Source organism: Amphritea sp., assembly GCF_048266285.1.
Lineage (GTDB): Bacteria > Pseudomonadota > Gammaproteobacteria > Pseudomonadales > Balneatricaceae > Amphritea.
This window is the reverse complement of record NZ_JBLWZV010000002.1, coordinates 381,140-401,661: the sequence shown is the minus strand read 5'-3', so window position 1 is coordinate 401,661 and position 20,522 is coordinate 381,140. Positions and strand designations below refer to the sequence as shown.

General features: G+C 47.4%; 13 protein-coding genes. 6 read left to right on the top strand and 7 right to left on the bottom strand.

Annotation, left to right across the window (positions count from 1 at the left end; all coding sequences use genetic code 11):
• Positions 1–195 precede the first annotated feature (195 nt).
• Positions 196–4,095, bottom strand: a complete 3,900-nt coding sequence (purL, locus tag ACN0T0_RS05365) for a phosphoribosylformylglycinamidine synthase (RefSeq protein WP_417224009.1) — start codon at positions 4,093–4,095, stop codon at positions 196–198.
• 112 nt (positions 4,096–4,207) lie between these two features.
• Between purL and mltF the strand changes: the two genes are divergently transcribed.
• Positions 4,208–5,722: a membrane-bound lytic murein transglycosylase MltF gene (mltF, locus tag ACN0T0_RS05360; RefSeq protein ID WP_417224007.1), complete on the top strand. Its 1,515-nt coding sequence runs from the start codon at positions 4,208–4,210 to the stop codon at positions 5,720–5,722.
• A gap of 133 nt (positions 5,723–5,855) precedes the next feature.
• A complete protein-coding gene (locus ACN0T0_RS05355; RefSeq protein ID WP_417224005.1) occupies positions 5,856–7,277 on the top strand; it encodes a M14 family zinc carboxypeptidase in 1,422 nt (473 codons plus the stop codon).
• A gap of 32 nt (positions 7,278–7,309) precedes the next feature.
• Here ACN0T0_RS05355 and tadA read toward each other — a convergent pair whose 3' ends face one another.
• On the bottom strand, positions 7,310–7,819 hold the full coding sequence (gene tadA, locus ACN0T0_RS05350; protein ID WP_417224003.1) for a tRNA adenosine(34) deaminase TadA: 510 nt from the start codon (positions 7,817–7,819) through the stop codon (positions 7,310–7,312).
• Positions 7,820–8,030: 211 nt separating this feature from the next.
• On the opposite strand from tadA, the gene ACN0T0_RS05345 reads away from it, so the two are divergent.
• Positions 8,031–8,267, top strand: coding sequence for a hypothetical protein (locus ACN0T0_RS05345; protein WP_417224001.1), 237 nt, complete (start codon positions 8,031–8,033; stop codon positions 8,265–8,267).
• 207 nt (positions 8,268–8,474) lie between these two features.
• On the opposite strand, the gene ACN0T0_RS05340 is transcribed toward ACN0T0_RS05345, so the two are convergent.
• Both ACN0T0_RS05340 and ACN0T0_RS05335 read right to left on the bottom strand, forming a co-directional pair.
• Positions 8,475–9,155 (bottom strand): response regulator, encoded by a 681-nt coding sequence (locus ACN0T0_RS05340; RefSeq protein ID WP_417223999.1) that lies wholly within the window; start codon positions 9,153–9,155, stop codon positions 8,475–8,477.
• Positions 9,152–10,606, bottom strand: coding sequence for an ATP-binding protein (locus ACN0T0_RS05335; RefSeq protein WP_417223997.1), 1,455 nt, complete (start codon positions 10,604–10,606; stop codon positions 9,152–9,154). Before ACN0T0_RS05335 ends, ACN0T0_RS05340 begins: the two co-directional genes overlap by 4 nt.
• Positions 10,607–10,903: 297 nt before the next feature.
• On the opposite strand from ACN0T0_RS05335, the gene ACN0T0_RS05330 reads away from it, so the two are divergent.
• Genes ACN0T0_RS05330 through ACN0T0_RS05320 form a run of 3 tightly spaced genes read left to right on the top strand, consistent with a single transcriptional unit; the run spans position 10,904 to position 13,843 of the window.
• Complete coding sequence (locus ACN0T0_RS05330; protein ID WP_417223996.1) at positions 10,904–11,350, top strand: MarR family winged helix-turn-helix transcriptional regulator; 447 nt, start codon at positions 10,904–10,906, stop codon at positions 11,348–11,350.
• Positions 11,351–11,408: 58 nt separating this feature from the next.
• Entirely contained in the window at positions 11,409–12,656 is a 1,248-nt protein-coding gene (locus ACN0T0_RS05325; RefSeq protein ID WP_417223994.1) for an FAD-dependent oxidoreductase, read from the top strand.
• Complete coding sequence (locus tag ACN0T0_RS05320) at positions 12,653–13,843, top strand: MFS transporter (RefSeq protein WP_417223993.1); 1,191 nt, start codon at positions 12,653–12,655, stop codon at positions 13,841–13,843. Before ACN0T0_RS05325 ends, ACN0T0_RS05320 begins: the two co-directional genes overlap by 4 nt.
• Positions 13,844–14,294: 451 nt before the next feature.
• Here ACN0T0_RS05320 and ACN0T0_RS05315 read toward each other — a convergent pair whose 3' ends face one another.
• The 3 genes from ACN0T0_RS05315 to ACN0T0_RS05305 are packed head-to-tail and all read right to left on the bottom strand — an operon-like array spanning position 14,295 to position 20,288.
• Complete coding sequence (locus tag ACN0T0_RS05315; protein WP_417223992.1) at positions 14,295–16,187, bottom strand: response regulator receiver domain; 1,893 nt, start codon at positions 16,185–16,187, stop codon at positions 14,295–14,297.
• A complete protein-coding gene (locus ACN0T0_RS05310; protein ID WP_417223991.1) occupies positions 16,180–19,146 on the bottom strand; it encodes an ATP-binding protein in 2,967 nt (988 codons plus the stop codon). The genes ACN0T0_RS05315 and ACN0T0_RS05310 overlap by 8 nt, the downstream gene beginning before the upstream one ends.
• Positions 19,143–20,288 (bottom strand): DNA cytosine methyltransferase, encoded by a 1,146-nt coding sequence (locus tag ACN0T0_RS05305; protein WP_417223989.1) that lies wholly within the window; start codon positions 20,286–20,288, stop codon positions 19,143–19,145. Before ACN0T0_RS05305 ends, ACN0T0_RS05310 begins: the two co-directional genes overlap by 4 nt.
• Positions 20,289–20,522: the final 234 nt, after the last annotated feature.

The window sequence follows — 20,522 nt, the reverse complement described above, 5'->3', positions numbered from 1 at the left end:
TACGTTCCCATCTATTTTTAAATGGGAACTTCGCATCTCACTTATTTTCAAGCAACGTGTGAACAGTCCACGCTTACGCCTTACACTACTTTTCACAACCGTCAGGCAATAAAAAAGCGCCCGCAGGCGCTTTAAAGTAACAATATTGCTATATCGCCAAAGAGTCGCAGAACAACCCCTAGGCTTGTTTAACCTTTAGTTAACCCAAACTCGGGCATTGCGGAACATTCGCATCCAAGCGCCATCTTCATCCCACTCTTCTGGTGCCCAGCTATTGGTTACCGCACGGAACACACGCTCAGGGTGAGGCATCATAATAGTCACTCGGCCATCGCTGGTAGTGACACCACTGATACCTTTTGGAGAACCGTTCGGATTCGCAGGATAACTTTCTGTTACCTTGCCATAGTTATCCACATAGCGAAGGGCCACGCTGTTAGACGCTTGCAAATTAGCCAGATGGGTTTGATCGGCAAATTCAGCCCGTCCCTCACCGTGAGCCACGGCGATCGGCATCCGCGAACCCGCCATGCCTTGCAAGAACACAGATTGACTCTGCTGCACTTCAACCATCGCCACCCGTGCTTCAAATTGCTCCGACATGTTGCGCACAAAATGCGGCCACAGATCAGCACCTGGAATCAGCTCATGTAAGTTAGACAGCATCTGACAACCGTTACAGATACCTAACGAGAAAGTATCGTCGCGATTAAAGAAGGCCTCAAACTGATCACGAGCACGACCATTAAACAGTATTGATTTCGCCCAACCTTCACCAGCGCCCAAAACATCACCGTAAGAGAAACCACCACAGGCAACCAGACCTTTAAAGCGGTCTAACTCAACCCGTCCAGCGAGAATATCACTCATGTGCACATCAACCGCCGCGAAACCAGCCCGGTCAAAGGCCGCCCCCATCTCAATTTGGCCGTTAACACCCTGTTCACGAATGATCGCCATCTCAGGACGGCTACCCGTCTGAATGTATGGCGCAGCGATGTTGTCATTCACATCAAAGGTCAGTTCAGCATTCAGGCCTGGGTTTTCTTTATCCAACAGCGCATCAAACTCTTGTTGCGCACAGACGGAGTTATCCCGCAGTGATTGCATCCGATAAGACGTTTCAGCCCAAATACGCTGTAAGGTGGTACGCGATTCCGTGTAGATCTCTTCATCATCGAAATGTACACGCAATTCATCATCCAGATTAACCGAACCGATCACCTTAGTGACTTCAGCAAGGCCTGCCGCATTAAGCTCGGTCAGCACCTGCTGAATATCAGCTCGTTTAACCTGAATAACCGCGCCGAGTTCTTCAGCAAACAGCGCTGCAGCAAACTCAGATGCATCGGTCGCCAACATATCCAGATTAATATCAACACCGGTATGACCCGCAAACGCCATCTCAGCCACCGTGGTCAACAAACCACCATCGGAACGGTCATGGTATGCCAGCAGCAGACCTTGCTCGTTAAGCTCTTGAATCGCAGTGAAGAAAGCCACCAACTGATCTGCATCATCAACATCAGGGACATCTTGACCCACTTCGTTATAGACCTGCGCCAATGCAGACAGACCCAGACGATTTTTACCGTTACCCAGATCCAACAGGATCAGGTCGGTTTCGCCAGCGTCAGTACGCAGTTGCGGCGTCAGCGTTTTACGCACATCTTTAACTGCCGCAAAACCGGTGATAATCAGCGAAGTCGGCGCGGTAACCGATTTTTCATCACCGTCATTCCAGACCGTACGCATCGACATTGAGTCTTTGCCCACCGGAATCGTAATACCCAGTTTTGGACAAAGATCCATACCGACCGCTTGAACCGTATCGTAAAGTTTTTCATCTTCGCCCGGATGACCAGCAGCACACATCCAGTTAGCCGAGAGTTTAATATCGATAATATCGCCGATCCGCGCCGCCGCTAGGTTGGTCACGGTTTCACCGACCGCCATCCGACCGGAAGCGGGGGAATCAACCAGTGCCAGCGGTGTACGCTCGCCCATCGCCATCGCTTCACCGGCATTGGTGTCAAAAGAGGCGGTGGTTACCGCACAGTCAGCCACCGGCACTTGCCATGGACCAACCATCTGATCACGAACAACCTGACCGGTAATTGAGCGATCACCAATGGTAATAAGGAAGGACTTAGAAGCCACTGCCGGCAATGTCAGAACCCGCTTCACGGCATCTTTCAGTTCAATAGCAGAGGCATCAAAGGCAGGCACTTCATAGCTAATACGTTCAACTGAACGGTGCATTTTAGGTGGCTTACCAAACAACACGCTCATCGGTAGATCAACAGGTTTGTTGCCAAAGTGAGCATCACTCAGAATCAGGTGTTTCTCATCAGTAGCCGTACCCACGATGGCATAAGGGCAGCGCTCACGAGCACAGATTGCCTCAAAACGCGGCATATCTTCCGGCTGAACTGCCAACACATAACGCTCTTGTGCTTCGTTACACCAGATTGCCAGCGGCGACATACCTGGCTCATCATTATTGATATTACGCAGTTCGAAATCACCACCACAACCGCCATCTTTGACCAGCTCAGGGAAAGCATTGGACAGACCACCGGCACCCACATCGTGGATAAAGGCGATAGGGTTGGTATCCCCTTGCTGCCAGCATTGATCAATCACTTCCTGACAACGACGCTCCATCTCTGGGTTGTCGCGCTGTACTGACGCAAAATCCAGATCCGCCGATGAACTACCGGACGACATAGAAGAAGCGGCACCGCCACCCAAACCAATCTGCATGGCTGGCCCACCGAGGCAGATCAGCTTAGCACCGACCTCGATTTCGCCTTTATCCACATGGTCGGTACGAATGTTACCGTAACCTCCGGCGATCATAATCGGCTTATGGTAACCACGCATCTCTTCACCGGCAGCCCCGTTAACCTTCTGCTCAAAGGTACGGAAATAACCGTTCAAAGCAGGACGACCAAACTCATTATTGAAAGCCGCACCACCGATTGGGCCATCAAGCATGATGTCTAATGCGGATACGATACGCTCTGGCTTGCCGTAATCAGATTCCCATGGCTGAACAAAACCGGGGATTTTCAGATCAGAAACCGTGAAACCAGTCAAACCCGCTTTCGGCTTAGACCCTTTACCGGTCGCACCTTCATCACGAATCTCACCACCGGACCCAGTCGCCGCACCAGAATGAGGAGCAATTGCGGTCGGATGGTTATGGGTTTCCACTTTCATCAGGATCTCAATACTCTCCTGATGATAGCTATATTCTTTGGTCTCAGGGTTAGGGAAGAAACGCCCCGCTTCTGACCCCACCATCACAGCGGCGTTATCTGAATAAGCCGATAAGATATTCTCGCCACCCAACTCATTGGTATTACGGATCATCGCGAACAGTGATTTATCCTGCGCTTCACCATCAATATCCCATGAGGCATTGAAAATTTTATGACGACAGTGCTCTGAGTTTGCCTGAGCAAACATCATCAGCTCGACATCCGCTGGGTTACGCCCCAGCTCGGTGAAGCTGCTAACGAGATAATCAATCTCATCATCAGCCAAGGCCAAGCCTAAATCGATATTTGCTTTTGCCAACGCCTCGCGTCCACCGGATAGCACATCTACCAGCGTTAACGGAGCAGGAAGGTCGGTACGGAATAGCTGTGCAGCGTCATCGACACTCTCAAATGTCGCCTCAACCATGCGGTCATGCAGCTCTGTACGTACGGTTTCTAGCTCAACTTCCGTCAAGGGCTGGTCAGAATACACAAAATAGGCAGTCCCGCGTTCCAGTCGCTTAATGCTCTGCAGGCCGCAGTTTCTAGCGATATCAGTCGCCTTAGACGACCACGGTGAGATCGTTCCCGGCCGGGGAACGACTAAAACCAATTGACCTGATGGCTCTTCCGCTTTAGCTTTAGGGCCGTAGCAAAGGATACGCTCCAGCGTGTTACGTTCCTGATCAGACAGGTTTTTTTCCAAATCAGCGAAGTGCATATACTCACCATAAACGCCGGTGATATGAACAATTCGAGATTTCAGGACAGATAGCAGCTTTTCGTGTCGAAAAGCAGAAAGAGCAGGCGCTCCACGCAGTACCAGCATGTTAGTTTCAAGCCTCTTGAGTCTGTCTAACAGATAGGTTGTATGTAGGAGAAAATTAAGGCCGAATTTTACTGAAATAGCGGAATAGTTACCAGAAAAAGCCCACCATCTTATGCGAATAAATTCATTTCACGTTAAAGAGCTCGTTTTCCTGCTGATTTCAGTGTCCCTGTTTTTGGCTTTATTCCTATTTGATCAGAGCCATCGCACCCAAGTTGAAGCCATTCAGAAGACCGGCACACTGCGAGTGGCTACCCGTAACACCCCGACAACCTATTATCAGGACAACAACGGTAAAGCCACCGGATTTGAATATGAGCTGTTAAATGCCTTTGCTGACTACCTCGGCGTCGAACTCGAACTCATCATCCCAGACAGTTTCGGCGACATTTTCACCTTAGTCAAAAATCGCAGCGCTCATGTTGCCGCAGCAGGATTAACAGTCACCGAAGAACGTAAACAATATTTCCGCTTCTCTCCGGCCTATGCCTACTCCACACCGACACTGATTTACCGTGAAACCCAGGGCAAATCGATCCCGAAAACACTGGCTGATTTAGCAGACAAAAGTATTAAAGTCATTGCGAATAGTAGTCATGCCGAACTCTTACGCAGCTTAAAAGAAACCCATGAGTTTCTTAAATGGCAGGAAACCTCCACCAGCGGCGTGACAGAACTGCTTGAAGATGTTTACGAACAAGAGATCGACTACACCATCAGCGATGACTTTGTGTTTGATGCGCAAAAGTCGTATTTCCCCGGCCTAAAAAAATCGCTGGTGCTCAGCGAACCGAAACCGGTCGCATGGTTGTTAATCAAACAAAACGATCAAAGCCTGCAACGGGCAATGAAACGCTTCTTTGACCGTCCTGATACTCAAGACCTTCTGGTTAAGCTAAAAAAGAAATACCTTACTCGCCAAACCCGTCTTGGTTATGTTGATATTCAAACTTTTCGCCGTGATCTAGATGAGCGCTTCAGCCAACTAGAGCAATACTTCATGATGGCCGAACAGGAAACTGATATCGATTGGCGACTACTGGCCTCAATCGCCTATCAAGAGTCTCACTGGAATCCAGAGGCGGTCTCCCCTACAGGCGTTAAAGGCATCATGATGCTCACGAAAGCCGCCGCCAAAGAAGTTGGGGTCGTCAACCGAACCGATCCGGTTAAAAGCGTAATGGGCGGGGCCCGCTATCTTAAAAAAGTGATGGCTAAAATACCGGAACGAATCCAAGGCAAAGAACGCATCTGGTTTGCCCTTGCCTCCTATAATATCGGTTATGGGCATCTTGAAGATGCACGGGTATTAACCGCCCGCGCTAACCGGGATCCTGATAAGTGGAGTGATGTAAAAGAGTTTTTACCCCTGTTAACACAACCTAAGCACTTTTCCACCGTGCGTCATGGCTATGCTCGCGGCTATGAACCAGTGCTCTATGTAAAGAATATCCGCAACTACTATGACCTGCTCGACTGGGAATTACAGAAAGCGCGGATTGAAGCGGCCAAGCCACCGCTTAGTCCAGCCGCAAACGAAGGCGAAATTGTCATCCCCGGCAACGCCTTAGATAACGGTGAAGCAGCGGTTCAAGAGGTTATCGATTCCATCCCTTCAACCCTATAGAAAGCATCGACGCTATATTATATTTCGATGACAAATGCTGATTTTTTCATCAATTACGATGCCAGATCTCCACATCTACAAAAAAGCGCTTTACAATGACTGACTAAATTATCGGCGGGGTGAGTCTGGTCCAATGTTGCGACGCGTTGCTTTTATCTATCTATCCGGACTCAGTCTGTGTATCTCGCTGCCGGTACTCGGTGAACCCGAAGATCCGCTAAGCTACTATTCCAGTGAGCCAAATAGCACCGAAAACCAAGCGATTACCACCCAGCCCGAAGTCGATACAACTTCTCAGGCAAGCACAACCTCACCACTGGATACCCCTAGTCAGCCACTGCCGGAAAAAGCCGTGCCGGTTGTTATCCTTAGCGAGCCTCAATCCGCCAAACCAAGCGATAACGAAACTGATACTACACCGCAAGGCGATACAGCAACCGCGCTCATTGATCCTGAACCTAAGACAAACAACACAGAATCCGTTGTCGATAGCGTAAAATCACAAACAGAGAAAACAAACTCTACCATCGACGAAAAACCCAAGACAGACAACGTCGCTACTGACAGCGTAAAATCACAAACCGTAAAAGCAACCGCGACAACAAGTATCAAACCCGCAGCCGCCCCCGAGTCTAATAAAACAGCTCCCGTGGTAACCCATGTTCAACCACAGTCTGACAACGCCACTAAAACAGCCACCCGCAGTAAACCTCAGATAGAATCCACGCCCACTAAAACAGCCAAAGCACCCAATCAAGAGATCGTGACCATCTGTCATGAAATTGGTAATAAACTCGGCAGCGTTTCCAGTAAAGATTGTCTCGATGCCGCCTTTGATGCCCCTCGCTTCTACTCAAACAAACACCGTCCACTGCTAGAAAAACATTTCCACGCCAATCCAGGGCTAGAAAATGCGCCCCGCATTCTCTTTTTAGGCGGCATCCACGGCGATGAATACTCCAGTGTTAGCCTGTCATTTAAGTGGCTAAAAATACTCGAACAGCATCACAGCGGTATTTATGACTGGCACTTCATGCCACTCACGAACCCTGATGGTCTTTTGCAGAAGAAATCGACTCGGGTCAACGCCAACAACGTCGACCTGAACCGTAACTTTATTCCATCAGAAACATCCGTCGATCCCATTAAGCACTGGCAAACCTATGCCAAAAAGCGCGCCCGCTATTACCCCGGCACCAAACCACTTAGCGAACCCGAAACTCGGGCTATTCATGGGCTGATCAATGAACTTAAACCCGACATTATCGTCTCGGTTCACGCCCCTCACGGCATTCTTGATTATGACGGCAGCATCACACCGCCACAAAAGCTCGGCCCACTGCATCTAAAGCAGCTCGGCACCTACCCCGGATCTTTGGGTAATTATGGCTGGTTTGTGAAGCAAACCCCGGTGATGACCATCGAATTGAAACATGCGGGTATTATGCCGTCGAAAAAAGATATTGATCATATGTGGACCGATCTTATCCACTGGATCAAACTGCGCACCGAAGGTGACGGCACCCTACTAGCGCGAAAAGCGAGCAATGAGTAAAGGCCAAAAATAACTCATCGCCAAACAGACGTTTAAGACTCTGGTGCTACAGCCGCTTTCGCGGCTAATTTTTGCGCTTTTTTCTCCGCCCGCCGCCGTCTAAAAAATTGGCTAATCGCATCGCTACACGGCTTTGCCATTACCCCCGCCGTAAATTCGGGCCAATGATTCAGCCAAGACTGATCAAATAGCTGATTATTGCTGACCACCGCGCCCGCCTTTGGCTCAACGGCACCAAACACAACCCGCTTAATTCGTGCATGCACTATGGCCCCGGCACACATAGTACAGGGCTCAATAGTGACATAGAGGGTTGCCCCCACCAGACGATAATTTTCAGTTTTTGCCGCCGCATCACGCAGGGCCATAATTTCAGCATGGGCAGTAGGGTCATGACCTGAGATCGGCTGGTTCCAGCCCTCACCTATCAATTGATCATCGAGTACCACCACGGCACCTACCGGTACTTCATTCAGCGCCGCCGCCCGCTCTGCTAGCAGCAACGCCTGAGTCATCCACTGTATATCATCATTTTCATTCATAGGATGGAAATATACCAAAAGCCGAACAGAACAAGGAGATTTATCACAGGATAAAGTCGTCACCGCTAAGCCTTTGCGATATCACTCGCCGCTACTTCCATAATGCTTGCACACTGCTTGCTTTTTCTCCAGTTAAGCTAAGTTTAAAATCGATCGGTAATCTAATGCCGAAGACCTAACATCCGTCATAACCGTTTATTGGAGTCATCATATGAAACATCTCCCTCTCACAGTAGCAGCGCTGGGATTACTTTTAACCACCGCCGCCATGGCGGCACCTGAACGTCGCGGCCCACCAAAAGAAGCGATTGAAGCGTGCGCATCGATAAACCAAGGAGATAGCTGTCGTTTTAAGGGGCGACAGGGTGAAACACTCACTGGCGTCTGTGAAAGTAAACGTGATGATAAGCTGATCTGCGCCCCCGAAAACCTTCCGCCACGGGACTAAGCAGGTAAGGCTCAGTAGATAAAGCCCTGACCTTATATCGCCAGACAACGCTACTAATATACCCCATAGAACAAAACTCCCAGAAACAACGTTTTCTGGGAGTTTTTGCTTGCATTCTATACAACCCATTTGGTATCAACTCACCCGAATCACAAAGGTAAAACTTGGTTTAATTAGCACTAATACGGGTTGCAATACAGATCGACATCAAGCCGTTGGATCATATTTATAACCGACCCCATAGACCGACTGAATCACATCCTGCCCCGGCAACAAGCCTTCTAACTTACGCCGCAGTTTTTTGATATGGCTATCGATCGTCCGTTCGCTCACGATACGACGGTCAGCATAAATACGATCCATTAACTGGTCACGGGAATAAATTCGCCCGACGGACTGACTAAGGGTCTGTAATAGATGAAATTCCACCGCAGTTAGCTCTATCGATTGCTGACCAACCACCACCAGTAATTGATCTTCGTGCAGCTGTAGCTGGGGAGTGCTCACCGCAGTTAAAGCGGTTTGCTGCACTCGGCGCAGCACCGCTCGTACCCGGGCAACCACTTCACGGGGACTGTAGGGTTTACAGATGTAATCATCAGCCCCCAACTCCAAACCTAATAGTCGATCAATCTCTTCTACCCGCGCCGTCACCATAATAATCGGCACATTGCTAAAGGCACGTACATGACGACAGATATCCAGCCCATCCATCCCCGGCAACATCAGATCTAACAGAACCAGATCCGGTTTATGTTGCCGAATCCACTGCGACGCCTCGAGGCCATTATGCAACTGCTGCACCTTAAAGCCGCCCTGCTCCAGATAACTGGCCAACAAGCGTGCCAGCTTGGCTTCATCTTCGACAATCAGTATGGTTTCGTTCATGCCGATTCTTCCATGATAAGAGGTAATTCGAGAGTAAAACACAGGCCGCCGAGAGGTGATAGCGTGACCGTTAAAGAGCCACTGTGGGCTTCGGTAATATTCTGACAAATAGCCAGCCCCAGCCCGGTGCCGCCGGTGTTACGATTCCGTGACGTTTCAGCACGATAGAGACGATCAAACAACTTCGGCAATTCCGACTCACTCACTCCCGGTGCCGAATCTTCCAAGGTTAAATAAGCCCGACCGCCCTGTCGTTGCAAACACATGCGCGCGCTCCCATTCGCATCGGTATAGCGCAGCGTATTCTGCAGCAGATTCGTTAATAATTGATCGATACGGTCCGGATCGGCAAACACAATTGCACTGACATCATCCAGCCCCGTCGTTGTCATCTGGATCGATTTTTCAGCTAACGCCGGGGCAAACCCCTCCAACGCATCCCGCACCGCCGCACCAAGATCAACCGGAACTTTGTGATAGTCGAGGGCACCAATATCAGACATCGACAACTCATAAAGATCATTAATCAACCGCGCCATCAATTGGGCCTCCTGATGTAACGAATTTAACGAATGAGTATCGAGCGCATAGATACCATCGCGCATGGCATCGATTTCACCGAGCAAGATCGATAAAGGAGTACGCAACTCATGAGATATATCCGCTACCCATCGACGTCTAAGCGTCTCATTCTGACTCAGCGTCAGTGCTAGTTCATTAAAATCCTGAGCTAACTGGCCCAACTCATCATGATTTTTATGGATAATACGTGGGCTATAATCACCCGAAGCTAAACGTCGAGTGGCGAGTGTTAACGCTTTAATCGGCCCCACTAAATGATGCGCCAATGGCAGCGCCACCCCGGCCGACAACAGCAACATAACCAAGGCGATAATAAAATATGCTTTAGTTTGCTGTTGAGAAAACTGAACATCCCGCGCCGCTAAAAAACCACTATTGTCTTTTTGCATACCGAGATAACCAACAAGATCCCCTTGGCGAGTTTGAATAGGATGAAGCTCAAAATCAGTCAATGGCTCATTCGCAGCTCCATAGATCATCCGCTGCTGCTGATCCAATAACCGAATACGCCACTCCAGTGGTCGAGGCATCCCAGCCGGCGGCTGCATCAATTTGCCCGGTGGCCAACCTTCGCGTCTCACCTGCTCCACATGATCCTGCAAACGCTTGCCCTTCATCGGCAGCGCTACAACGGAGGTAATCAGCTGCAACCAACGTGTGGGGGAATCGGCCAAAGCATCCCACCCCTCGTCCACCTCATAAACGGCGGCTAACTCATCGACCAGACGTTCAGTCACCTGATTCTCACGCTCTTCAACATAGCGAATAAAACCCGCATCGAAAGACCATTGCACGAACAGATACATCCCCCCCACCAGCAACAACGCAATCGATAACTGCGCGACAAAAATCTTTCGGGTAATGGTCATATTCAATCATCTAGGCTTGGCGAAAAAGTTAATCTCTAGTATGCATTGAAATGGGCAAAAAAAAAGGAAGCCGCCACGAGGGCTTAGCATCAACCTACGAATTTTAAGGCAGCGTAAAGCCCTGCTCTGATCTACTCAGCCAAGCTTTTGCCCATACCCTGTGTCCACCTCAATCAAAAGATGCCTCCCTAATAAATTGTCTAGGAAACATTAAACAAACCACCCTGCAAGCTTGCAAGGCATAACAGCCACCATTATAGTTGTCAGTAACAACATAAATCATCAAGGTTTACCTCTATGCCCGCTAATTTAGAGCGTGCTGAAGCGCTATATGAAGCCGTCAACCAGCTTATCCGGGTTCACCAATTCCGTGACCGGGATTACATCTGTTCCCACGATGTATCAGTAGCACAGTGTTATGCACTTGAAACCTTATTCAAACGTGGCCCTTTAAGGCTGCAGGCACTCGCCGATGAGATGTATCTAGACAAAAGCACCACTAGTCGTGTGGTCGATTCGTTATTGCGTAAAAAGTATGTGCTCAAGCTGTTAGATCCATTAGACCAGCGGGCGGTCCAATTATCTCTAACATCGACGGGGGAAGCGCTCTACCATACCATTCACCAAGACTTGATCCTGGAAGAGGCCTCGCTAATTAAAGATATTTCGCCAGAGGTTGTTGATGGAACCCTAACCCTTATTCGACAGCTAACCAAAGCGGCACGCGCGCGCCTGGGTTCATAGCTTAGTTTTTTTAACTTATTAGTTGTTACTAACAACATAAATCATGGAGGACAGACTTATGCACGATCAGTTAACCCATCTCCCAGTGGCCATTATTGGCGCAGGCCCCATAGGCTTGAGTGCCGCCGCCCAACTACTCAAGCGAGGCTTCACTCCCATCCTGTTTGAAGCGGGTAATCAAGCAGGCGCCAACATCGCTCGCTGGGGACATGTGCGGATGTTTTCCCCTTGGTCTTACAACATTGATGACGCCGCTGCCACATTGTTAAAGCAGCAGAACTGGCCTCAACCCGCAGCCCATGAGTTTCCCACCGGCAGCGAACTACTTGAGCAATATGTGACGCCATTAGCCGCTCACCCTGAGATCAACCCTCATCTGCATCTTAATACGCAGGTTCAATATGTAAGTCGACTCAACCATGATCTGTTACGCACCGAAGGTCGAGATCAAGCGCCGTTCGTGCTACGAGTATCAAGCCCTGAAGGTGAGCAGGATATAATTGCCCAGGCGGTTATCGATGCCTCCGGCACCTATCAAACGCCTAATTGGTTGGGTACACACGGCGTCCCAGCGTTAGGTGAAAGCGAGTCTACCGAGGCCATTGCCTACGGCGTTCCCAATATTCTCGGATCGGCGCGGGCACAATATATAAACCGCTCGGTACTGGTCGTCGGTGGCGGTCATTCCGCTTTTAACGCACTACAGGATTTAGTTAAGCTCGCCGATGAGCATCAAGATATGCGCGTGCTTTGGGGGGTAAGAAGCACCTCCGTAACTAACGTTGTTCGTTCACCCGAAAATGATGAACTGCAAGAGCGCCGACGCCTTGAAGTGCGAATTCAGAAGTTACTTGAACAGGGACGTATCGAAGTATTTACCGAACTTGAGATTGACACGATTCAACGTAAAAACGGTAAGTTAATGGTACAAAGTGGATCAAAAGCATTGCCGCCCGTCGATCGCATCATCGCCGCCACAGGCTTCCGACCAAACCTTAACCTACTTGCCGAGTTACGCACCTCGTTGGACCCCGCGACTCAAAGCCCCATACGATTGGCGCCATTGATCGATCCAAACTTACATAGCTGTGGCTCAGTGCCTGAACATGGTTTGGCTGAACTGTCGCATCCAGAACCCGGCCTATTTATCTTAGGCATCAAGAGTTATGGCCGTGCGCCGACTTTTCTGCTGAGAACCGGTTATAAACAAGTTGCCGCTGTTGTCTCTGCGCTGGGTACACCCGAAGCATTGACCATTAGTCAGACATTTACAGCAGCATCCGCAGTTACTACTTGCCAAGGGTGAATAGATTAACAGCCAAGCGCGGCTTTATTTCCGCGCTGGGCCTCAGTCAACTCGTCTCTTGGGGAACGCTGTATTACAGCTTTCCTCTCATCGCCGAAGCCATGGCCGCTGAGTTGGGATGGCGCCGCGCCGATATTTACGGTGCCGCAACACTCGGCTTAATAGCCTCGGCGTTGGGCGCCTATCCAATTGGTGCAATGATTGATCGCGGACATGGCCGCAAGCTGATGGTCGGGGCAACGATTGCGGCCTCTGCGGCCTTGGTAGTTTGGTCTTACATAGACACTATCTTGTCATTGTATGCCGTTGTTATCACATTGGGCGTACTGCAAGCAGCGTTATCCTACGAACCCGCCTTTGCGGTCACAGTGCGTCAACTGGGTACGCAACAAGCACGCTCCGCGATCACCGCCATTACCCTCTGGGCGGGATTTGCCAGCACCGTATTCGTGCCTCTATTACAATTCATGCTCGATCATTGGGGTTGGCGAGATGCGCTACTGGGCTTAGCGGTGATTAATATCACCATCGCCGCACCGCTCTATCATTGGGCCATCTGGCCGGCAGATATTAATCGCTATCCTGTACAGCAGACATCAAACCCTGAAGAAAGCGCCATTCGACCGATATTACGCAGCCCTAGGTTCTACCTACTCACGGCATCTTTCTGTGCCTATATGGCACTCTTTTCTGGCTTTACCTATCATATCTATCCACTGCTGATCGCCCTCTCCTCGGACACTCAATCAGTGGTCTTTGCGATTGCCCTTATCGGCCCTGCACAGGTGGGAGCACGTCTACTATTGCTATTATTCGAGGAGATCACCATAAAGCGCCTTGGTTTACTGGCCGGTATCGCATTCCCACTGGCTATCCTGCTGTTAAAAGCGCCGTCCTCTAGCCTCACCTTGGCAGGTTTATGTATTCTTTATGGCGCAGCCAACGGTATCTTTACCATCGTTCGAGGCATGGCTGTACCCGAGCTTCTTAGTCGTCAAAACTACGGCACCATCAATGGCATTATGCTAGTGCCAATGTCACTGGCTCGCGCCGCTGCCCCTTGGGCTGTTGCCGCATACTGGACCCATTCAGGCACACCCCATAGCGCCATACAGTTGCTACTTATTTTGGCGATATTAGTGCCCCTACTCTTTGGTGCAGCGATTTACGTAAAGCGCACTCGTTAGGCAGACTCTCACTACCGGTGGCCTTTTAGATACTCAAATTAATGGCGTTCAACCGAGAATTTTTAATTCATCTACTGTGGGTAACGATTAAAAACGCTATCGACATGGCTAGCGATAAAAAAGAAAAAGCCCGCAACAATGCGGGCTTAGATATTTTTAGCTAGTCAACCTAATAACTCGGTCGAGCTCTTTACAATCAATCATTGTTAAAATAAAAATTTTAGCAATCTAAAAAATCATCAACATATACCATGAAGTTTCAACAGCACGACACCTAAAACTTGCAAGAATCATTATTTTTGCTATAAAAATTTCTATAATGAGCTGTAATGTTTATTCACGCATAGACAACTGTCATATCAATAATCTGTCAGCTAAATCTCACTCAGTATTTTACATTACCACTACAGATAGTTATATCTAATTTATTCACTCTCACATTAACTTATAATCACGTCACGTATCCTAGTCCAATCCGACTGACACTTCCTCCGACACGCTGGATGAAATTAAGCGCATATTCATATCTCAATTTCGCCACAACTTCTGCCTTTTTGAGCTCAGATTTAAGAGAATCATTTTCAAGTTCGAGCTGAATTTCGAGCAGTTCTAACTTACCATCGGTTATCACCCCGCCGTTCTTTGCGATCATTGAGCGCCAAAAGACTTTAGGCTCGGCTGGTTTTTCCACATCCATCTTAGGGCTTCGGATACCTAAACCAATGACACTACCTTCGTATTCGATATAACAGTACGAACCACTATTGATATGGTTGGAAGTAAGCTGAGCAAGGTTTGAAACCTTTTCTAGTTTCAGTGCAGTAAATGGCCTTAGCGTTGAATCTCTGCCCTTGGAGAAAGCAATAGTATTCTGTCCAGGCTGTAAATCACAAGCAGGTGTTGCGCACACCCACCAGCCATCACCGAGTTTAAACACATGCCCGCTATCAAGCTGCTCATTTACAGTCTTACCATCCACCGGTAACTTTGATGGCAAACAACACACATGCTTATTGTATTGGCTTACGGCTTTAGCACCTTCATCACTTTCATCCAGATTGACATCATAATGATTTTTAAACTGGAATTCCGACAAACGATCCGCCTCAAAAATTCGTGAGCCAAAGTCTACAATTTCCTCCTCGATAAGAAATGAGAGCATTTCAGATTGACGACTGACATGTTCGCGCAACTTTTGTCTTCGTAAAATATCAATTTGAGTATCTTCAAGCTTTAGTTCACTCGGCTTAAGAATAGTATCGTAGAATTTTGCAAATGCATGCTTTTGACTAAGAGACTTATCTTCGACATCTGCGCCCATTCTACTTATTTCATCCCGATACTTGGCTGATAGAAGCCTAGATGGAGTAGGTTTCCAATCCACCAACGCATTTTTTAATTCGGTTATAAGAGTTTCAGGACCTTTTTTAACAAAGCAAACAAATCCTCGTGAAGTACGTAACCACTTACAGCTCGATTTATTTTCCCAACCTAATCCAGCAAAGGATTCTCCGAAAAACAATTCAGCTTTGATTACCTCAAACTCAGATACAGCCCAAAAAAGAAACGTCCTCTCTTGAGCTGGGTTAAGCCCTAAACTGCCAGCCCAGCGGTGAAGCTCGGACAACTCGCCGCGGCCTCTCATAAACTCCCCAACGATAGCTTCTTTAACACTCCCGTCAGGCGTACGTAATTTTAAGTATGATGCTAGATCCATTTTATGGATCAGGTCGGCCCGACGAAATTCATCCGCATCCTCAGCCTCTTCGATAACACCCTTCAGTTTATCAATACTATCCCAGCATTTTTTGTCAAATCCTGAAGAACATGTTTGCATAAGTGACATCACGCACTCATGAAACACGTTATCTAAATTCTCACTTGTATGAATTACGACCAGATTAAAATGTTGGTTACTTAATACAGATGAGAGAATTCTTCTCGCCGCATTCCCGCCAGTTCCTACCTCCGTACCTTCTAAATTGTAATCTAATATCAACAGGTCAGATTGATGCAGATGGTCTGCTAACTCTTGCGGAGTCTCGCTCCCAGCAGTTTTATTCTCATTATTAGAAAACACGCCATCATGGATGTCGATAATAAAACCAGGATTCTGGCGACGAAATTCCCTAACGAGGCTAGATACCTCTTTAGCTGTAGCAGACTGATACCAACTCTTTCTTGTAGATTGGATTTCAATTTCATCAGATTTATCAACCCCCTCCAGCTTGGAGTTGAAAATTTCTTCCCACGTTGGATATTGATCATCAACAATTAGAACCGAGCGAAGCGGTTTTATAAATGCCTCATGAACCAAATCAGCAAAGCCAGTTCCATTAGCCAAATTTAGCCTCCTTAAAATCAATTACAAAATTTGCACCGTCTAACCGTCGATATTTCCGTTCAGTCGAGAATTGAATTGAATGTCCTCCAGCCATTAAGTTCACGCGACTTAGATACAAACCAATCCCACGGCCGCCACTCGATTTTCGGGTAAAAAACATTTTAAAAAGGCTTTCTTGGTCTACTGGATTGATGCCAGGCCCATTGTCTGAAATGATGATTTTTTGATCTTCGACCGACAAAAGTACTTCTGGATCGTTTGTTTGAGAAGTTACAAGCCAATAGACACTGTTGTTGACTAAGTTAACAAACACAGGGTACAACCGTGATGGTTGCTCATAAACCGAAAATGATTTGAATTCCTCTGTGGCAGTGATTTGTATCCGCCGATTACGAGCTACGGCATTAAAGAAACCACTTAGATACTCGAAGACTTGCTCTCCAGTAATTACCCGACGCGTTCGAGCTCCGGAAACTTTAAGTGGGGACAAAAACTCAAGCTGTTGCGCTAAAGCATCAAACCCAGCTTCAATCAACTGAGTACCAGGAACGTCTCCGGCTTTGCGGATTTGCCGAATTCCTTCTCGGATCATTCTTTCATTTGAATTGAGTTCATGCCCCAAAATTTCAACCGTTACACCAAGCTGTGCAACCTGATTTAAACGATTTAAATCATCTTTTAGAACAATATTATCCGCAGTACCCTGACGAGCAATTAATTCAATATTAATATTCTCACTCATCACTTCAAGGGCAGCTAAGTATGATTGAAAGGTATCTTCATTCTCAGCTTCGAGTGTCTCGTAAAGCAATTTCATCTGTTCCAACGCATCATCTAACCCCAGTTGCCCCTGTTTTACCCGTTCAACAAGCGGCATTGCATCTTGGTGGAATACCTTATTTCGTTCGTTGAATAGCGCAGCAACACGTGCTCTTTCAGAACCCTGTAATTCATCTATCGACTTTCGCCACGAACGCAGACGAGCCTGAAGACGGCTTGCATGACTGCTTAATTGCTTTTGTGCAAGTTCTTCTGGTTTGGCAGGACTGATGCTTTCAATTGCTTCTGCCCGCTTCTCCTCGAGTGTTTTTATACAACCCAAAACCTCTGCATACATCGATCGGTACGCTCGATAATCGTCTTCAGCAGTTCCAAGATTCGCAGGAGCACCAGCGACCCGCAATTCGTTGAGTTCTAATGTTAAATCAGAAATCAGCTCTTGTAGATCACTAATGCCTCTCTCATCCTTGACATCTGTGTCAGAAACGAAAATAGCCATATTGCTGTAGAGCGTTTTCAGAGTTGGCAGACTCTTTCTCAAGCGAGATCTGAATGTTTTGGCGTTTCTCTTCAAGAGCTCCTTACGTGCACGCTCAGCCTTTTCCTTCTCATTCCTAGATTTAATGTCGGGAAGAAGATCTTTCCTAAGTTCAGAGTTACTCCCGAAATAATCATAGGCTGCACGCTTCAAAATATTCATGACAAGCCCACGTAAAACCTTTGCTGCACGGTTATCGATGAAGCCTTCCCGGCCCGCCTTATCTCGTAGATTAGGATTTAGATCCCGCGAAAGTGCAATGCGTCCAAACATACGTCGCTTATTCCAAAATTCACGGCCCGCATTTACGCTCCGACGCGTTTCAATCTCAAAAAAATCATTTGCCTCTCGACCATAAGGAAGGACTCTGAGGCCATCTCGGAAAATCAAAAAGCCACTGTAGGCTTCCAGGTTTGAAAAGCGAGCAAAGTCTTCGTCAGATAATGTGGAACTGTTTCGCACCTGTTCAAAAGTTGCCACATGTATACTGAACGGACCGACAAAAGTTGTCAGCCCTTCTGGAATTTTCAGATCAGAAGGTGGTCTGATTTCATAATCTGTACCGAACTGACGCCATTCGCCGTATGCCTTAACCTGCCCATGAAAGACACCATGCTGGTCTACATTCCCAGATAAAACATGCTCCATTTGTTCGGTGACCTCACGGCTCACCAAAATCAGATCATCTTCAACAACATTATTAGAAACACCCGCTTCCCACGTTTTAACTTCGTAGGAAAACTCAAGGTCAACTGCATTGAATTCAGTGGCATTCGAACTAACATAGGGATCCGTAAATGCGTAAAGAGTCGAAATAAAATCATCTTTTGTTTTACTAGTATTGCTATCTTTCTCGCCAGAAGACAGTAAGGCTCTCAGATCAAAGTTAATGTCCGAAACAACAAGAGCAGTTCCCTTTTCCGAAATACCTTCCCAAACAGGCCAAGACGCAAGATGATTCTCTTCAAATCGTGCCTCTACGATTGTCTTGGCGATGAGTTCTGACGGCTTTTCCGAGAACAGATCACTATCATCAGCCAGTTTATCGTAGGTTTCCCACGCGACCTTCAGTCGGCTGCTTCTCTTCTCATCATTTGGGTTGCCCCAAATATTATCGGTTAAGCGATCGAATAGCTCTGGTAGCCTCTGAAACAGCTCATCTTTTTTTGCGAAGGTCACCACAGGCACTTCTATATCGGAAAGAATCAAATAAGGATTTTCAAAAATTCGCCAATCAATCAGCGCAGCAACAAAATCATTCGTCCTGCGCTTGCTGACAATTAGCAAAAGTGGCCCAAGATTCGCTGACGACAGCCTACCAATACCCTTTTGCCCTTGCTTCGTTCGTCTTGCTAGACCATCACGATCATCCGAATCAGATACTTTATTATCAAACTTTGAATCGGTTCCCACCACTAACCAACGATTGACAAATTCGTCATAACTCATACCATGCCCATCATCGAATACTGCCGCAACAGGTTCTGGGCCGTCAAACACATGCAAACTGACGTTTCGCGCATATGCGTCATAAGCATTTTTCCAGAGTTCCGAAATAGCAGTTGGACAATCGGCAATTTGTTCTCGACCTAGGTGATCGACTGTTCTGGCTTGGGTGCGAAAGGCAAGTGTTTCAATCATGCTATCTCACTTTTGTGCTCTTCAAGGCTCATGGAAGCGTGAATTTTGGCTTGGTTATTTTTTTTATCAAGCAAATAAGTTTTTATATGTTGGATCAAATATTTCCCTAGATCAACAGGCACTGCATTACCAATTTGCCGCCCAGCAGCAGTAAGCCCTCCGAGAAATGTGAAGCTATCAGGGAATGTTTGTATCCTTGCAGCTTGCCTTAATGTAATTCCATGATGCTCTGTCGGATGAACAAAACGACCTTTAGATGGATTAATGCATGCTGTAGTCATAGTGGGTGCAGAGGTAGCTGGATTGATTCGACCATATACGTCTTTATGTCCATCATGTTTTTGATGGCACGGAAGAACTCTACCTGAATCTTTGCGGCTTCCTCCATTCGGAGGGGTATTACGAAATGCATTCACCAAATCATCTCCATGATTCATATGAATATTGTTTTCATCGTTCTCAGGTGCAGGTTTAAATACTTCCTTACATGGAACCCAAGGTTTTTGTACCAAATCTGCCTTTTCTGGCGCTGAATGTGTTCCTTTTGGTGGCCAGACAAACTCAAGCATATCAGCTCTATCCCTAACACCTAAAATGAACACTCGCTTCCGTCGTTGCGGCACACCAAAATCTCGGGCATCCAAGACAACGGGAGCCATGACATGATAACCAGCCTTCTCCCCCTCCTCGTAGAACTTATCAAGATAGGGTTTGTGGCGCTCCCAAAGGATGCCTGGGACATTTTCCATGAGAAACACACGTGGGCGAAACGCTTTGACAAATCGAAAATAAGCAAGAACTAGCTGATTACGAGGATCATTAACACCCGCATCCAAAATCCTATGTGTTGAAAAACCTTGGCATGGAGGTCCCCCAAGTAGCAAATCACACTCGTCACTGCCAAGGTTTTCAGCACGTACTGTATCAGGAACATACTCTAGTATACTTTGATCTAAAACCTTTGCATCTCGCGCCAATTCGTATTTTAGCAAGTTAGCTTTATAAGTCTTAACCGCATAAGGGTCGTTTTCAATAGCAATTGCTATTGAACAGCCAGCTTGGACAGCAGCAAGCGAAAAACCACCCGCTCCCGCGAACAAATCGACAACGATAGGCTTAGCTTTACATTTCTTTTTGTCCATTACAGTTTTAAGCGCTCAACTAAAGTTAGCTTAATCAATATGTCAATTGGGCAAATACTTGAAGCACAACGACGATAAAACAATTTTAGTAGGCCAAACCTACATATCCATTTCAGTGTCATAAACTGTGCAATTCCATTCACACTTTACCTCGCGAGTCTAACGTGTGATACAAGCGAAAGATAGTCCAAAAAACTGATTTAAAAAGCGAAAAAGGCATACCAACTTACCCGT

Coding starts and splice junctions, on each gene's coding strand:
- ACN0T0_RS05330 (WP_417223996.1), top strand. CDS start 10,904: ATGCCCGCTAATTTAGAGCGTGCTGAAGCGCTATATGAAGCCGTCAAC.
- mltF (WP_417224007.1), top strand. CDS start 4,208: ATGCGAATAAATTCATTTCACGTTAAAGAGCTCGTTTTCCTGCTGATT.
- tadA (WP_417224003.1), bottom strand. CDS start 7,819: ATGAATGAAAATGATGATATACAGTGGATGACTCAGGCGTTGCTGCTA.
- ACN0T0_RS05340 (WP_417223999.1), bottom strand. CDS start 9,155: ATGAACGAAACCATACTGATTGTCGAAGATGAAGCCAAGCTGGCACGC.
- ACN0T0_RS05325 (WP_417223994.1), top strand. CDS start 11,409: ATGCACGATCAGTTAACCCATCTCCCAGTGGCCATTATTGGCGCAGGC.
- ACN0T0_RS05355 (WP_417224005.1), top strand. CDS start 5,856: ATGTTGCGACGCGTTGCTTTTATCTATCTATCCGGACTCAGTCTGTGT.
- ACN0T0_RS05310 (WP_417223991.1), bottom strand. CDS start 19,146: ATGATTGAAACACTTGCCTTTCGCACCCAAGCCAGAACAGTCGATCAC.
- ACN0T0_RS05305 (WP_417223989.1), bottom strand. CDS start 20,288: ATGGACAAAAAGAAATGTAAAGCTAAGCCTATCGTTGTCGATTTGTTC.
- purL (WP_417224009.1), bottom strand. CDS start 4,095: ATGCTGGTACTGCGTGGAGCGCCTGCTCTTTCTGCTTTTCGACACGAA.
- ACN0T0_RS05345 (WP_417224001.1), top strand. CDS start 8,031: ATGAAACATCTCCCTCTCACAGTAGCAGCGCTGGGATTACTTTTAACC.
- ACN0T0_RS05335 (WP_417223997.1), bottom strand. CDS start 10,606: ATGACCATTACCCGAAAGATTTTTGTCGCGCAGTTATCGATTGCGTTG.